12 protein-coding genes are annotated in these 16,442 nt (G+C 34.4%); 1 reads left to right on the top strand and 11 read right to left on the bottom strand.

Annotated features, from left to right (window positions below):
- Positions 1–22 precede the first annotated feature (22 nt).
- A complete protein-coding gene (locus AC1DVP_RS05835; protein WP_100844410.1) occupies positions 23–580 on the bottom strand; it encodes a hypothetical protein in 558 nt (185 codons plus the stop codon).
- 207 nt (positions 581–787) lie between these two features.
- Between AC1DVP_RS05835 and mobC the strand changes: the two genes are divergently transcribed.
- On the top strand, positions 788–2,788 hold the full coding sequence (gene mobC, locus AC1DVP_RS05830) for a conjugal transfer protein MobC (RefSeq protein ID WP_100844409.1): 2,001 nt from the start codon (positions 788–790) through the stop codon (positions 2,786–2,788).
- Between the two features lie 145 nt (positions 2,789–2,933).
- Here mobC and AC1DVP_RS05825 read toward each other — a convergent pair whose 3' ends face one another.
- The 10 genes from AC1DVP_RS05825 to AC1DVP_RS05780 form a co-directional block, all read right to left on the bottom strand.
- On the bottom strand, positions 2,934–5,177 hold the full coding sequence (locus AC1DVP_RS05825; RefSeq protein ID WP_100844408.1) for a multicopper oxidase domain-containing protein: 2,244 nt from the start codon (positions 5,175–5,177) through the stop codon (positions 2,934–2,936).
- An 11-nt stretch (positions 5,178–5,188) separates the two neighbouring features.
- Positions 5,189–5,794, bottom strand: a complete 606-nt coding sequence (locus AC1DVP_RS05820; RefSeq protein WP_100844407.1) for a class I SAM-dependent methyltransferase — start codon at positions 5,792–5,794, stop codon at positions 5,189–5,191.
- Positions 5,795–5,803: 9 nt separating this feature from the next.
- Positions 5,804–7,048 (bottom strand): hypothetical protein, encoded by a 1,245-nt coding sequence (locus AC1DVP_RS05815; protein WP_100844406.1) that lies wholly within the window; start codon positions 7,046–7,048, stop codon positions 5,804–5,806.
- Between the two features lie 34 nt (positions 7,049–7,082).
- Positions 7,083–9,620, bottom strand: coding sequence for a heavy metal translocating P-type ATPase (locus AC1DVP_RS05810; protein WP_100844405.1), 2,538 nt, complete (start codon positions 9,618–9,620; stop codon positions 7,083–7,085).
- 78 nt (positions 9,621–9,698) lie between these two features.
- Positions 9,699–10,259, bottom strand: a complete 561-nt coding sequence (locus AC1DVP_RS05805; protein WP_100844404.1) for a helix-turn-helix domain-containing protein — start codon at positions 10,257–10,259, stop codon at positions 9,699–9,701.
- An 81-nt stretch (positions 10,260–10,340) separates the two neighbouring features.
- Entirely contained in the window at positions 10,341–10,631 is a 291-nt protein-coding gene (locus tag AC1DVP_RS05800; RefSeq protein WP_100844403.1) for a heavy metal-binding domain-containing protein, read from the bottom strand.
- 161 nt (positions 10,632–10,792) lie between these two features.
- Positions 10,793–12,010: an efflux RND transporter periplasmic adaptor subunit gene (locus AC1DVP_RS05795; protein WP_100844402.1), complete on the bottom strand. Its 1,218-nt coding sequence runs from the start codon at positions 12,008–12,010 to the stop codon at positions 10,793–10,795.
- Positions 12,011–12,012: 2 nt separating this feature from the next.
- Positions 12,013–13,260 (bottom strand): heavy metal-binding domain-containing protein, encoded by a 1,248-nt coding sequence (locus AC1DVP_RS05790; protein WP_100844401.1) that lies wholly within the window; start codon positions 13,258–13,260, stop codon positions 12,013–12,015.
- Positions 13,257–14,516 carry a TolC family protein gene (locus AC1DVP_RS05785; protein WP_100844400.1) on the bottom strand — a complete coding sequence of 420 codons (1,260 nt, stop codon included), beginning with the start codon at positions 14,514–14,516 and terminating at the stop codon, positions 13,257–13,259. Before AC1DVP_RS05785 ends, AC1DVP_RS05790 begins: the two co-directional genes overlap by 4 nt.
- Positions 14,503–16,440, bottom strand: coding sequence for an efflux RND transporter permease subunit (locus tag AC1DVP_RS05780; RefSeq protein WP_024981693.1), 1,938 nt, complete (start codon positions 16,438–16,440; stop codon positions 14,503–14,505). The genes AC1DVP_RS05785 and AC1DVP_RS05780 overlap by 14 nt, the downstream gene beginning before the upstream one ends.
- Between the last annotated feature and the right edge of the window lie 2 nt (positions 16,441–16,442).

Below are 16,442 nucleotides of genomic sequence, written 5' to 3'. Positions count from 1 at the left end.
GTTGTTTATTTTGAACTCATGATTATAAAGATACTTTCAATCCCAAAGCATAGCTCCAGTACAAAATCTTCGGAACAGTTGGTGTCTTGAACTGATAAATACCATAAACATATAATGAAAAAAGTATAAATGCTCCCCAACTCAGTCCAATACACAATAAACCTTGTCGTTCTGTTAGATTGAACATACCAGCAACGAATGATTTTACTATAAATGCGGGAATAATACAGCATATTAACACACAGATTACCCACGGTAATATCCATAATTTCCTGTTCTTTGCCTGCAAGCCAATGATAGTTCCTTTAAAGAAATAAATAATACAGAAAATAAGGTAGGTAAATAATAAGGAGAAACTCCAAATTTTAAATTTGTCGGTTTCCACTCCCCAGAACTTTTGAGACAGTAAAAATCCGGCATAAAAAAACATACCGAAAATAGCAGCTATTTTTAAGACAAAAATAAAACCCTCAACGACCATAAACATTAGCCCTGTAGCAGCCTCACTTTCTTCTCTTTTCCGAGCTTCATATTCCTCTTCACTTTCTCTAGGATCAGCATCAGGATTATTCCAATTCATATTATTTCCTTTAATATTGATTATCAAATTGATGAGTAAGTCAAAAAAATCAAGAGTTTAAATTTAATAAAAAAATCGTTATAAAATCTGAACTTGATTGGAACCAATTAACGCCAAACACTGTCACGCACCGCTAATGTCTGCCACTTTTTTATAGCCACTCTGCACATCCTTTAAATTAACGCCCGAACATTTAATATTTGAAAAATGCAAGGAGAAGACGATTTAAGAGGTTTAGCCAAGATTATGGCATTTATGAGAGCGGTAAGTATACTGATTGTACTGATGCACTTTTACTGGTTCTGTTATGGATTCTTTTTAGAAAGGAGCTGGACACTGGAGGTAGTCAATAAAATATTGAGAAACTTTGATCGAACGGTGAGCCTGTTTTCCCATACGCTTTACACCAAAATATTTGCTTTGCTCTTGCTGGCTTTGAGTTGTTTGGGAACAAAAGGTGTCAAGAATGAAAAAATAACATGGTCTAAAATATATATGACGTTGGGAATTGGGTTTGTGCTGTTTTTTCTGAACACACCCTTATTAAAACTGCCATTAAACATCGCTACATTTCTTTATATCCTTACCACAGGTTTGGGCTATATCTCGCTGATGGTAACAGGAGTTTGGATTAGCCGGCTGCTCCGTACCAACCTAATGGACGATGTATTCAATAATGAGAACGAAAGTTTTATGCAGGAAACCAAACTAATGGAAAACGAGTATTCCGTGAATCTGCCGACTAAGTTCTGGTACAATAAAAAACAGCATAATGGATGGATTAATATTGTAAACCCTTTTAGGGCAACCATTGTATTAGGCACACCCGGCTCAGGCAAATCCTATGCTGTTGTAAATAACTATATCAAACAGCATATTGAAAAAGGTTTTTCAATGTATATCTATGATTTTAAATTCGACGACCTATCTACAATTGCATATAACCATTTGCTAATACACACGGATAAATACAAAGTAAAACCTAAATTCTACATCATTAATTTTGATGACCCTAGAAAAAGTCATCGTTGCAATCCCATAAATCCTGATTTTATGACCGATATATCTGATGCTTACGAATCTGCCTATACGATAATGCTAAATCTTAACAGAAGCTGGATACAGAAACAGGGAGATTTCTTTGTAGAGTCTCCAATCATCTTATTAGCTGCCATCATTTGGTTTTTGAAGATTTATGAAAATGGCAAATACTGTACGTTTCCTCACGCCATTGAATTACTAAATAAAAAGTATTCGGACGTATTTACTATTCTGACTTCCTATTCTGATCTTGAGAATTATCTTTCTCCCTTTATGGATGCCTGGCAAGGCGGCGCACAAGACCAGTTGCAGGGACAGATAGCGTCGGCAAAAATTCCTTTGTCAAGAATGATCTCACCGCAATTGTATTGGGTTATGACAGGAGATGATTTTTCATTAGACATCAACAATCCAAAAGAGCCGAAGATATTATGTGTAGGAAACAATCCCGATCGTCAAAATATTTACTCTGCTGCGCTGGGATTGTACAATTCACGTATTGTAAAACTCATTAATAAAAAAGGACAATTAAAGAGTTCGGTTATTATAGATGAGCTGCCTACAATCTACTTTAGAGGACTAGATAATCTCATTGCAACAGCCAGAAGTAATAAGGTGTCAGTATGTTTGGGTTTTCAGGATTACTCACAGTTAACTAGAGATTATGGAGACAAAGAGAGCAAGGTAATTCAGAACACTGTGGGCAATATTTTCAGTGGTCAAGTTGTAGGCGAAACTGCCAAAAATCTATCGGAACGCTTTGGAAAAGTATTACAGAAAAGACAAAGTTTATCAATCAACCGTAATGATACGTCGACATCAATTTCCACTCAATTGGACAGCCTCATTCCTGCATCTAAAATATCTACATTGACCCAAGGTATTTTTGTAGGTGCTGTGTCGGACAATTTTGATGAACGCATCGAGCAGAAAATATTCCATGCTGAAATTCTTGTCGACAATGAAAAAGTAGCTGCTGAAACCAAAGCATATCAAAAGATACCAGAGATTTTATCATTTGTAACGAAGAATGGAGAAGACAATATGAAACAGGAAATAGAGGCCAATTACCGCCAGATAAAACAGGATATTGTTCAGATTATTGAAACTGAATTGGAGCGTATTAAAAATGATCCTGATTTAGAATACCTGATTAAAAAGAGATAATAAAAAAAGATATCCATTCAAGCAATTCGCAAAACAAAAAACTGAAAATTATAAGATTTTCGAGATTTTGACGCCATTTGGGCGTGTTATCCTAGTTTCAATTTGATTATCCTAGAAACTAAGAAGCTCTATATGCTTAATTGAATTAATAATTCAAACTTACTCCAATACCCCAACCCATGTCGCTATCATAGTGTGTTGTCAGTCCCATATTTTTTCCTAGAATATATCGTAAACCTGCCATATATTCATAATCCGTATTCCACATTAAATTCATTCTTAATCGTTTTGAAATAGGAATATCTTTTCGTTCAAATTGTATTCTAAAATAACCTCCCGTAAATATTTCTGCTTGTGCTACAATTAACAATGGTAAAGTATAATTTACACCAACACTTAAAAAATGCCGATTATCCTTTGTATTTGTTTGTCCGAACATATTTTTTTCAACTTCACCATCAGGCATTACTCTGTAACGCCAATCAAAACCAACAAACGGCATCAACCATTGCATTTTGCCAATGTATCTTCCAATATGGGTTTCGGTTTCGTAACCGTGCATATCATTATATCCTAATCTCCATTCTGTTCCAATGCTCCAACGAGTACTTTGGTACATTGCTTCGCCATCGTTACCATTTGTTGCAAAATCATTTTCTGCCATAAAATGAAATTTCCTGTCGTCTGCAAACAATTTACGTTGTGCAAGTTTTGGGTTTGGGATTTCGGGATTTGGTGCTTGGTTTTCATAACTGAAAACTCTGCCCATTCCGCTCATCATATGGTACAAGATATGACAATGAAAAAACCAATCACCTTTTACATTTGCATTAAATTCCAAGGTATCGGTTTCCATTGGCATAATGTCCACAATGTTTTTTAATGGTGCATAATCGCCTTGACCATTCAATAATCTGAAATCGTGCCCGTGTAAGTGCATTGGGTGTCGCATCATCGAATTATTATAAATTGTAATGCGGACATTTTCACCTTCTTTAATTAAAATTTTGTCAGCTTCTGAGACAACTTTGTTATCTAAACTCCAAACATAGCGGTTCATATTTCCTGTGAGTTCAAATTTTAACTCTTTTACTGGAGCATCTTTTGGGAGTGTGGTTTTAGTTGGCGATTTCAGCATTGCATAATTTAAGGTTGTAATATCCGAAAGAGCATTACTGTTATAATCGGCTTCGGTCATTTTCATATCCACCATTTTTTTTTCGGCTTTCTTTTTTTGTTCACCTGTAATTTCCGGGTACATCACCACGTTCATATCCATTTGATTGAGACTCATTTGCATTCCCATATCGTCAAGGTCTCCGTTCATTTTCATCATTCCGTTCATCATTTTCATCCCTTCAAAATATTTAAGTTTAGGAAGAGGCTCAATAAGTTGTTTGATACCATCGCCAATAAAATAAGAGGCTGAATATAATCTATCTTCGGTAGTAGCCAAAAATTCGTAAGCCGTTTTATCCGCAGGAATAGTCACAACTACATCGTAAGTTTCAGAAACTCCAACAATTAATCTATCGACTTCTACTGGTTCGACATCGTTACCATCGTTTGCAACAACGGTAATTTTACCTCCTGCATAGGTAAGCCAAAAATAGGAAGATGCCCCACCGTTGGAAATTCTCAAACGAACTTTATCACCTCCTTTTAAAGGTTTGCCATCAATACTTTTAACGTCCGTACTTTGCTTACCATTCATGAGGATTTTATCATAAAATACATCGCTTACATCCATTGCATTCATCCGCTTCCACTCGTTTTTTACTTTTACACCAAAATACCCTTGCTTTATAGCTTCTGTGTAACTTTGGGTTGTTCCTTTTTTTATTGCTGGATAATCGTTTGCGTTATGCAACATCCGGTGTACGTTTTCCGGTTTAATATCCGTCCATTCGCTCAAAACAATTGGAACGGTTGGTAAATCATCAATTCCATTTCTAAAAGTTGGGTCAGTCGTTTTTTTGAGCATTACAAAATTTCCATACATTCCGATTTGTTCTTGTAATCCTGTGTGACTGTGATACCAATGTGTGCCGTGTTGTATTATTGGAAATTTATACAAATGTGTAGTATGAGGTTTTATTGGCATTTGTGTCAAATTCGGTACACCATCTTCTTTGTTGGGTAAAAATAAGCCGTGCCAATGTAAAGAAGTATCTTCATTTAACTCATTATGCACATAAATTTCTGCAATGTCGCCTTCAGTAAATGTTAAAGTAGGCATTGGTATTTGTCCGTTTACGGCAATGGCTCTTTTTGATTTGCCTGTAAAGTTTACAATTGTATCTCGAACATATAAATCGTAGCGAACGATTTTTTGGGCTGATGCACTCAAAACAAGAAATAATAGTATAATTGATAATTTTAATTTCATTATTTGATTTTTTAAATTCTTTTAAAAATACAAAACACAAAATTTTGCACTGTATTGAATGGTGTTTGATGGTCTTGATAAAAGCTGTCAATAATTTTAAATTTATCCGAAAATAAACCAACTAAATCTCGAATGGTATATTGTTCAATTTCTAATCCACTGCATTTTAATGGTCCATTATTAGAGAAAGTAGCCATTATTAAATAATTACTTGCATAGTTTTGAACAAGTGTTTTATACTTTTCAATTTGTTCCTTTTCAGTGAGAAAATGAAAGGTTGCTCTGTCATGCCAAATATCATACGTTTCTTTGGGTTGAAATTCTGTAATATCGGAAACAATCCATTTCACTTTTTCGGATAATTTACCTAATCGGAATTTGGCTTTTTCAATAGCTTTTTCAGAAATATCCAAAACTGTAATATTCTCAAAACCTTGTTCTAAAAGATAATCTACCAAGTTACTGTCTCCTCCTCCAATATCTATAATTTTGGCTGTTTTGGGTAATTTACAATTTGCAATTAATTGTAAAGAAGTTTCAGGTTTTTCTTGAGTCCAACTTACTTCGTTAGGCAGTTTCGTATCGTACACGTTTTCCCAATGTGTTTTATTTGTCATAGTTATTTTTTAAATTGATTTTGCGATTTTTTCCATAATAGAATGGTCAGTTCCAAACTTGCAAATCGCATCACAATTCGCCCTTAATTCTGAAAAAAGTATGTATTTGATGTTCATTTTTGAATTTTTTATAACTGGCCGATTTAATTGTTGGATCACATCTTTCTCCCGACTGTCTGGAATAATAATATAAAAGACTTCTTCTCCATTGGAAATACTAAAATACAAATCAGATAAGCGTAAAATACCAGAATAAATACTGGTGCTTTTTTCGACTTCAAATGCTCCAATAATTTTGTTACTTCCTTTTTGAAACCATAAAACATCGATTAGTTTTATGGTATTTTGTGTGTCTTTATCTGTGTGAAGTTCTGGAAATTTATTTATTGATATAAATGAAAAACTTTGTCCACCAAACGATTTGCTCTTATCATTACTCGCTGGTGTTACATCAAAACCCAATGAAACTCCAATTTTTAATAAATGATATTGCATTTCGTTATGAAGATTTTCTGCTAACTTTTCTTCCTGGATTTCTTTTTGGCGTTTTAAGATGTTCTTTTCAAATTTATTGCGTTCTTCTTCGCTTAAATATTCATCGTTCCCAATAAGCATTTTTTGTGTTCCAATTTCAAAACATAATCCCGCAATGGCTCCTAAATCATTTGATAATTCAGATTTATGTTTACTGTTAGTTTCGATTAAAGTTTCTCTTATTTTTAAATATTCTGTCCAACTTCCTAGTTTCTTTTTGTCCTTGAAAAGAAAATTAAATCCGTTAAGAATTGCTGTATTGAATGGTGGAAACCAAGTCGGATGCAAGAAATATAAAATACTAGCGACTGCTGGTCCAAGCCCTTTTACTTTGAGTTCGTCTAATTTTACAATTTCTTTTACTACTTGTTCTTCCGTTTTGGCATTAATGCAGTTTTCGAGAAATTGACCAAAAGCAATTTTATTGTTTTGGTTTTCGTAAATATCTGGAATTCTTAATTTTGGTTTCCAATAAAAAGGATGTGCTACGCCAACAAAGACTTGTTTTTGTTCTGCTATACAACTTAATACAAATTCTAAACTACTGCCTTTAAAATCGTTTGGAAACGATTTGTTTTTAATATCCTCAATAACTTGTAAAACACCTCGCCGAATAGTCCTAAATGCTTTTAATCGTTGGTCGTTATCTACAAACCAAGTGTTGTAAACACTTTCGGTATCAACTTTGTATTGTTGGATTATTTGAGTAAGGTTGTTCATTTTTTATACAGCTATAAATTATTTCTAATGCTTTTTATAATTTCAAACTTCTTAATCGCAAAGCATTTACAATTACAGAAACCGAGCTAAAACTCATTGCTAAAGCTGCAATCATTGGCGATAATAAAACTCCAAAAAATGGATACAAAACTCCCGCTGCAATTGGAACTCCTAAAACATTATAGAAGAAAGCAAAAAATAAGTTTTGTTTGATGTTTCGCATTACAGCGTGGCTCAAATTCTTGGCTTTTACGATACCTAGCAAATCACCTTTTACTAGAGTTATTTTAGCACTTTCTATAGCTACGTCTGTTCCTGTTCCCATTGCAATTCCAATATTTGCTTGTGCCAATGCTGGAGCATCATTTATACCATCGCCTGCCATCGCCACAATTTTGCCTTCTGCTTGCAATTTTTTAATTTCTTTGAGTTTGTCTTCGGGTAAGCATCCTGCTTTATATGACGTCAACCCCAATTCATCAGCAACCGCTTTAGCTGTGTTTTCATTGTCTCCAGTAAGCATTACTACTTCAACACCCTGACGCATTAACTCTTTAATGGCTGCTGCACTTGATTCTTTAATGGCATCGAAAATTGATACAAAACCAACAGCAATACCATCAACAGCTATGTATGAAACCGTTTTACCTAATTTTTGTTCAGCAATAATTTTATTTTCTAAATCATCTGAAACGATTGCTTTGACTTGTTCCATTAGTTTTTTATTTCCTAATGCTACTTTTTTAGCGTCAACAGTTCCAATAACTCCTTTGCCTGCAATGGCTTCAAAATCTTTTACCTCGATTAATGAAACTGTTTTTGATTTAGCATAATTGACTACAGCTTGTGCTAATGGATGTTCGCTGTATTGGTTTAATGAAGCTATGTTTTTAAGCAAATTATTTTCTTCATTATTTGAAGAAAATATCTTCTCAACAGAAGGTTTTCCCTCGGTTATTGTTCCTGTTTTGTCAGTAATTAACACATTAACTTTATTCATGTTTTCTAAAGCTTCAGCATTTTTTATAAGTACACCAGATTGCGCACCTTTACCAACGCCAACCATTACCGACATTGGCGTAGCTAATCCTAATGCACAAGGACAAGCAATAATTAATACCGCAATTGCATTAATGAATCCATAAACCAATGCTGGTTCTGGGCCAAATTTTGCCCAAACGAAAAATGTTATTGCGGAGATAATCACCACTACGGGTACAAAATATTTAGCGATACTGTCGGCTAATTTTTGAATTGGTGCTCTTGAACGACTAGCATCATTTACCATCTGCACTATTTGGGAAAGCAAAGTTTCTGAACCTACTTTTTCGGCAATCATTACAAAGGACTTGTTACCGTTTATGGTTCCGGCAATAACATTATCGTCTTTCTTTTTGTCAACGGGTATTGGTTCTCCTGTAATCATCGCTTCATCAATACTACTTTCGCCATCGGTAATTTTTCCGTCAACTGGAATTTTATCTCCGGGTTTTACTCTCAGTAAATCACCTTTTTTGATATCATTAATAGAAATTACTTTGTCACCTCCATCTGCTACTAAAGTAGCCTCAGTTGGTGCCAATTTAAGTAATGCTTTAATAGCTCCGCTGGTTTGGCTGTGTGCTCTGGCTTCGAGTAGTTGCCCCAATAAAACTAAAGTCAGAATAACTGTTGTAGCCTCGAAGTACAGTAATACTGCCCCATGTTCTGTTTTAAATTCACTAGGAAAAATGTCTGGGAAAAACATGCCGACCAAACTAAATAAAAAAGCAACTCCAGTTCCTATACCGATAAGGGTAAACATATTCAAATTCCAAGTAATAATAGATTTGAAGGCACGAACAAAGAACATCCAACACGCATAAAAAACAACAGGAAGTGTCAGAATAAATTGTACCCAATTCCATTTTGTAGCATCCATTATTTTAAGTAATGGGTTGTTTGGCATCATTTCTATCATTGCGATAGCAAAAACAGGAACGGTAAAAATTACTGCCACTTTCATTTTCTTGACTAAATTTTTATAAGTTTTTTGGTCTTCACTATCACTAGGTTCCATCGGTACCAAATCCATTCCGCAAATAGGACACGAACCTGGTATTTCACTAATTACTTCAGGATGCATCGGACAAGTATATAAGGCTTTATTAACTGTTAAATCGGGTGCTTTTACTAAATCCATTCCACATACAGGACAGTCGCCTGCTTTGTCATATAGTTTTTCGCCTTCACAATGCATTGGACAGTAGTATTTTCCCTGAGCATTGCTTGGTATAACAGTTTCTTTTTTATGCTCATGAGAATGCGTAGAGCAGCAGGATTTTGCTGTAGTTTCATTAGCTGGTGCCTGTACTAGGATCTTGCCATTATTCATTTCTATGGTGTATTTCCCAACTGCTGTCAATGCTTCTTGTAACTGTGTTGTTGGAATATGTTTTTCCATAGTTATAGTTGCGATGGGTGGATTTAATGCAACTTTTGCCTCAACTCCTTCAATAGTATTCAATGCTTTTTCGACTTTAGAGCGACAACCATCGCAAGTCATACCGGTAATGCTGTAAGTATGTATCATCTTCTATATTATTTTAATACAAATTTCTATCATAATTGTTTTTTGCATTTGCACAATTTTGGGTATGATATGCAAGATTTACAAATCTTCTATTTGCTTTCTTTTAATGGTTTTTATGTTCTTGAAGTAAGTTGGCGAAAAACCAGTTACTTTTTTGAATTGATTACTCAAATGCGAAACAGTACTATAATTTAAAGAGTAGGCAATTTGGCTTAAAGATAATTCATCATAAATAATCAATTCTTTTACTTTCTCAATTTTCTGATTGATGAAATACTTCTCAATAGTAGTATTTTCAACTTCCGAAAACAGATTACTCAAGGTGTTATAGTCTTGATGGAGTTCTTGTGAAATATAACTGGATAAGTTACTTTTCAAATCATTGTTTTTATTTTGAACCAAATCAATAATCAATGTTTTAATCTTATCGATTGTTTTACTTTTCTTATTGTCAATTAAATCAAAGCCAATTGCACGAAGTTTTTTTAACAATTCGCTTTTTTGATTTTCGTTAATGTCACTTTTCAATTCAACTTCCCCTAACTCAACTGAAAAAGGATTAATTCCCATACTTTCAAATACAGACTTTACTACCATTTTACAACGGCCGCATACCATATTTTTGATATAAATTTTCATAGTAAACAGGTTTAATTAATATAAACTAACCCTGCTAAGTTCATAACAAGGTTAATTATAGTTTCTTCCCCAAATTAGGTGTTATTTGTTTTCTTCTTTTTTCTCAGGAACAAGTTCTGTTAATTTCATTCCACATTTTGAACATTTGTCATTCAGTTTTCCTTGCACTTCCGGGTGCATTGGGCATGCATACATTTTTTCATGATTTTTCATTGTACTGTTTTTGTCGTTTATAATTATACTGTCATTATTCATCATTGTACTATCATTGCTCATCACATTAGAATGATCCGTTGAAGCTTCTTTGTCTTTTTGGTTACAGGAAACCAATACAAATGCCATTACTATGGCTGAAAAGATTATTTTTTTCATTTTATCGGATTTTAATTTACAGATTACTTTCTGTTATATAAATATATAGTTTACTGTTTTGTAAATTGTTATACTATTATTTTTTTGATTTATGTAATTCTCCCAGACCATTTACTCTTTTTTAAAGAGCTTGATTATTTTCGATGCCCAATGAGTATTTTTTACATTTTCATTCCCTCCATTGGGTCACTTCCTTTCCGGAATTTGTATTCACTATTTATGGCATAAGCACCTGTAATCACTACTTTTTTTGAGGGATCCAAATCGGATTTGATTTCAATCATTCCATTGGTTTCTGTTCCTGTTTCTACCATAACATTTTCAAATATTCCCGGTCTTTTTTCAACCCAAATATAGGAAGCGTTTTCTTCTCGAATAACTGCATCAATCGGGATAAAAAGTCCTTTAGCATTTGATTGTGTCAATTTTACAACCGCCTGCATTCCTGGTTTTAACTGTAAACCCTGATTTGGAATTTCCATTCGAATTAACAGCAATCGGGTATCTGGATTTATTTCAGGATTGATAAAGGCAACTTGGGTATTTATTGTTTTATCTGGGAAATCACTAAAAGTAACATTGGCTTTTTGACCTATTTTAAGGTTTTTGGCATAATTTACGTTTACTTGTGTTTCTAACCAAAGGCTGTTTAAATCAGCGATTTTTATTATTCCCGAACCTTCCATTACATAACTTCCTTCTGTAGCTACAATTTCAGAAATTGTTCCGCTATGAGAACTGTAAAATATGGTATTTGGTGAAACATCTTTATTGGTTTTAATGTTTTCAATTTGGGCATTGGTAAGACCATAAAAAAGAAGTTTTTGCTTCGCGCTGGCTAGCATGTTTTTTGCGTTTTTCCCAAAATCTCCTGGCATTGACAGTTGCTTGAATGCCGTGAAATAATCCTGTTTGGCTATGGCGATATCTTCACTGTATAATTGATATACCGCTTGGTTTTTGGCAACATAATCTCCAACTGTTTTGAAAAATAATTTTTCAATTCGCCCCATCGCTCTTGATGAAACGGAATTGATTTTATCCTGATTTATAGCTAAAGTACCCGTGTAATTTTGGTTTACACTACTTTGGGATGTTGTAATAGACTGAAGACTAATATTACCCAATCGGATTTGCTGTTTGCTTAAACTTATTTCATTTGAGTTAGTTTTATCGAGTTTTACGGGAGTTAAATGCATATGACAAATGGGACATTTGCCTGGTTTGTCTTCTTTTATCTGAGGATCCATCGAGCAAGTGTAGAAAGTTGTTTCATCAGTCATTTTATGTCCACTATGATCTTCCTTGTTTTTCGAATTGCAAGCTATCATTACCATAAGTAGTATTGATAGTAAAGTGATTATTTTTAATGTCTTCATCTTTATTCGGTTTTAATGAAGCTTTCGCTGTCAATTAGATATTGTGCGTTTTTGGCAATTGTATCTCCCACAGAAACGCCTCCTATAATTTGAACAAAATCATCAATTTCAATACCCGTTTGTATTGCTGTTGCTTTGAAACCATTGTCCAATTTTTGAAAAACGACTTTTTTGTTACCTAGACTGACCAAAGTTTGTTTTTGCAACCATAATCCCTTTGTAGAATTTAATTGCACTATACCTTGTAATCTTGTTCCAATGGGCAATTTTAGAGTTGAATTATTCAAATACACCCGAATCCTATTGGTTTTATCAGTCGAATTCAATTGTGTTTCAATAAAATTTATTTTTGCGTAAATATTATTCTTTTCATCCAATTCAGAAGAAATATCAATAGACTGATTGATTTTAATAAGGCTATTGTAACCTTGCAAAACATTGAAAATACCCCAAACTTTATCTGTATTCGCTAACTTGAAAACAACTTCCCCTTTTGTAATATAGTTCCCCTGTTTGACATCCAAAGTTTCTGTGTTGCTACTTGTATTGGACATAGGAGAAACACTAGAACTAGTCATCTTTTCGGTTCCCGTGATGATTCCGTTAGCGGGACTGTAAATAACGATTACAGGATTCACCTTTTTAGCGGAAGCCAATGTGTTAACTTGATTATTGGACATTCCATAAAGTAATAATTTTTGCTTGGCGGAATTAATAATCGATGTGTTTTGACTGTCATTGGAAATCAAATAGATAAAATTTTGCTGTTCGGTCAATAATTCAGGGCTGTATATTTCAAATATTTTTTGTCCTTTGGTCACTTTTTGGTACTTATAGTTGACGTACATTTTTTCAATTCTACCACTTATTCTCGCTGAAATATTTACAGATGAATTCGGATCGTAACTCACTATTCCGGGTAAACTGATTTCGCTATTTATAACTGTGTCTTTTACCGTTGTGGTTTGATAATTTCCCACAACAAAACTATCAGTAGGTTTCAAAAGATCGTTGATAGAGTCATTTTTTTCAGAATGGTCTTCGGTTACTTTTTTTACTAAAGTCATTCCGCAAATAGGACAACTGCCCGGTTTGTCTTTGATAACTTCAGGGTGCATCGAGCAAGTGTAAACCTCATTTTGATGTTCCATTTCAGAATGTTTTCCTGATTTTGTTGCAAAAAAATAGATTGTAATTCCAATAAAAACTACGACCAAAAATAGTATTGCAAATTTTAAATATCTGTTCATAATTTTTCGGTTTCAAGTTGTTTTTCTATTTCTACTTGTGTCGCTAAAATCGATTTTAATTTGTCGAAAGCATCGATTTGAGTCATATTCATCGCTTCCCACGCATCCAAGGCTACGAATAAATCTCCGGTGTTATTTTGCCAAGCTAAAATGGCGGTATCATAATTTCGTTTCAAAGCTGGAATAATATTGTCCTGCGTAATTTGGTATTGCTTTTTCAGATTCAAAAACTCAGCATTCATTCCTTTTATCATACCGCTTGCTTCGTTCGCAATCATCTGTTTTTGCCAATCCAAACTTTCGTTTTTTATTCGATAGCTTTCCATATTGGCTTTATTCATTTTGGTTGAATAAGGCATTGGAATAGTGACCATTCCCATCAATGAAAATTGTTGTGGCTGATTGCCAAAAGCGAACATATGGTCGTATTTTACACCAAATTCAGGTCTGGTTGCCACTTTTTCAACCTCTATTTTTAGGTTGTTGATTTCTTTGGTTTTATCAATGGCTTTGATATCACTACGGTTGTTGATGTAGGGAGACAAATCGGTTTCGAAGAGATTGAAATCTTTAATCTCGTAATTGAAATCAATTTCTAAATCCTCGTTTTTATTACGAGCCATTAATGTGTTGAGCATATATTTTCGCTGTGATACATCATTTTCCAACATCACAATCATACTTTGCAAAGTGGCATATTGTGATTTTGCTTTGTAATAGGACGGCAATTTGTCCATATTATATTGATAGCGTATTTCCATACTCTTAATCATATAATCTAAAAGCAAAAGATTGTCTTGGGCAATTTTTATTTTTTTCTTAATGATAATCCATTCATAATAATAGGTTTTGGCCAATGCATTTAATTGATTGAGCGTGAAGTTTTTATTTTCACTTTCGACTGATGACATTGCTTTCATTAAATTTTCATTGGCATTTAGCTTAGAAGCATTCGGAATCATTTGAGTTACTCCCAACATATAACTCCCCATTCCTGGCCCCATTTCGTCGGCTTTCCATAGATTGGAATTGTACGGAGTCATAAAGAAACCCGTTTCCACTTGCGGTGGCATCCAACTTCTGGCTCCTTTGGCCGAAGCATCCATACTCTGAATATCGGCATCGTACATTTTCAATTGGGGATTATTTGTCTTGATGGTACTCAAGACATTATCCAAAGTAAGTGTTTGGGCTTTAGTATTTGTAAAGCTTAAAACCAAACAACTCAGGGCGATATAAAATTTAATGTTTTGCATCTATGAGACTAATTTTTCCTTTTGTTCTTAACTCGTGAAGTTTCACCATTTCAAAAACAACCGGGGTTACTAATAATACATAAATTGTTGAAGTAATTGTTCCTCCTATGAGCGGAACAGTGATWGGGAGCATCACATCTGCTCCTGTTCCCGTTGCCCAAAGAATGGGGATTAATCCAAATAATGAAACAGAAACTGTCATCAGTTTTGGGCGCAATCGTTTGGCAGAACCATCAATAATATACTCTCTCACTATTTCTTCTGTTAGGGTTTCTTTGCTGTTACCGTGTTTTTCGACCATTTTGTTCATCGCTTCATTCAAATATATAGTGATTAGCATAGCTGTTTCGACAGCCAAACCAAACAAAGCAATAAAACCGACTGCTACAGCCACCGATAAATTAATCCCATAGAAATACACCATAAAAACTCCCCCGATTAATGCAAACGGAACCGTTATCATTGTAATCAAAGCCTCTTTCATAGAATGATAAGTGAAATAGAGAATGAGGAAAATAATCACGACAACAATTGGCAGAATTAAACCCAATGTTTTGTTGGCTCTGATTTGGTTTTCCCATTGACCGCTCCATTCCACATAATACCCTTTGGGCATTTTGGTTATCATTTCATTCAGTTTTTTCTGTGCTTCTTTGACGGTACTTCCTAAATCACGGTCACGAACATTAAACAATACACTTCCACGAAGCATTGCATTTTCGCTGTTTATCATTGGCGGGCCATCGCTTATTTTTACATCGGCAACCGTTTCCAAAGGAATTGGGCCAAAATCCATTGTTTGTACTTGTAGCTTTTTCAAGGCTTCAATACTACTTCGATATTCTTGTGCATATCGTGCGTTTACCGAAAAACGCTGTCTTCCCTCGATGGTTGTGGTGAGTTTCATACCTCCAATTGAAGCTTCCACTACATTGTTAATATCATCGATGCTTAGTCCGTATCTGCCAATAACTTCTCTTTTGGGTTCAATATCAATGTATTTTCCGCCCGTAATAGGTTCAGCGTACAAGTCTTTTACTCCCGAAGTTCCATCCAATGCCATTTTTATTTTTTGTGATAAAGCATTAATGGTGTCTAAATTTTCCCCGTAGATTTTTATTCCCACATCGGTTCTGATACCTGTCGAAAGCATATTGATACGATTGATAATCGGTTGTGTAAAACCATTGGTTACTCCCGGTATTTGCAGTTTATTGTTTATATCATTTATAATATCCGCTTTTGTTTTGCCTTCTCTCCATTCGTTGTGGGGCTTCAGCAAAATAATTGTTTCAATCATACTTATGGGGCTGTTGTCCGTTGCTGTATTGGCTCTTCCTGCTTTTCCTAAAACGTGAGCCACTTCGGGAATTGATTTTATCAATCGGTCCTGAACCTGTAAAATTCGTTTCACTTCAGAATTGGACACATCGGGCAATGTTACAGGCATAAATAAAACAGAACCTTCGTCGAGCGGAGGCATAAATTCAGAACCAAGTCTTGTAAACATTAACACACCAATTAACAGCGCCACAATATTGACTGCCAAAACTGTTTTTCTCCATTTTAAACAAAGCGTCAAAATTGGAGTATAAATGCTTTCCAATTTTCTGTTTATCGGATTTTTATTTTCTGTACGAAGTTTGCCTTTGAGTAAAAAACTAATCAGCACAGGAGTAAGTGTAATCGCAAAAAACGCATCCACAATTAGTATAAAAGATTTTGTCCAAGCCAATGGACTGAACAATTTACCCTCCATTCCCGTAAGCAGGAATACGGGTAAAAATGAAGCAATTACTATTATTGTCGAATAAAAAACACCCGGTCCGACCAATTTGGAAGAGGATTCAATTAGCTTCAGTTTCTCATCGGAAGATAACGGGTCATTTTCTTTTTTGAATATATTTTTCAGTTTATCTTTCATTT

This window comes from Flavobacterium sp. P3_A6, assembly GCF_056403035.1.
This window is presented reverse-complemented; position numbering and strand designations above follow the sequence as displayed.

Excerpts from the sequence above, each read along its gene's own strand:
- AC1DVP_RS05835 (WP_100844410.1), bottom strand. The coding sequence starts at position 580 with ATGAATTGGAATAATCCTGATGCTGATCCTAGAGAAAGTGAAGAGGAA.
- mobC (WP_100844409.1), top strand. The coding sequence starts at position 788 with ATGCAAGGAGAAGACGATTTAAGAGGTTTAGCCAAGATTATGGCATTT.
- AC1DVP_RS05825 (WP_100844408.1), bottom strand. The coding sequence starts at position 5,177 with ATGAAATTAAAATTATCAATTATACTATTATTTCTTGTTTTGAGTGCA.
- AC1DVP_RS05820 (WP_100844407.1), bottom strand. The coding sequence starts at position 5,794 with ATGACAAATAAAACACATTGGGAAAACGTGTACGATACGAAACTGCCT.
- AC1DVP_RS05815 (WP_100844406.1), bottom strand. The coding sequence starts at position 7,048 with ATGAACAACCTTACTCAAATAATCCAACAATACAAAGTTGATACCGAA.
- AC1DVP_RS05810 (WP_100844405.1), bottom strand. The coding sequence starts at position 9,620 with ATGATACATACTTACAGCATTACCGGTATGACTTGCGATGGTTGTCGC.
- AC1DVP_RS05805 (WP_100844404.1), bottom strand. The coding sequence starts at position 10,259 with ATGAAAATTTATATCAAAAATATGGTATGCGGCCGTTGTAAAATGGTA.
- AC1DVP_RS05800 (WP_100844403.1), bottom strand. The coding sequence starts at position 10,631 with ATGAAAAAAATAATCTTTTCAGCCATAGTAATGGCATTTGTATTGGTT.
- AC1DVP_RS05795 (WP_100844402.1), bottom strand. The coding sequence starts at position 12,010 with ATGAAGACATTAAAAATAATCACTTTACTATCAATACTACTTATGGTA.
- AC1DVP_RS05790 (WP_100844401.1), bottom strand. The coding sequence starts at position 13,260 with ATGAACAGATATTTAAAATTTGCAATACTATTTTTGGTCGTAGTTTTT.
- AC1DVP_RS05785 (WP_100844400.1), bottom strand. The coding sequence starts at position 14,516 with ATGCAAAACATTAAATTTTATATCGCCCTGAGTTGTTTGGTTTTAAGC.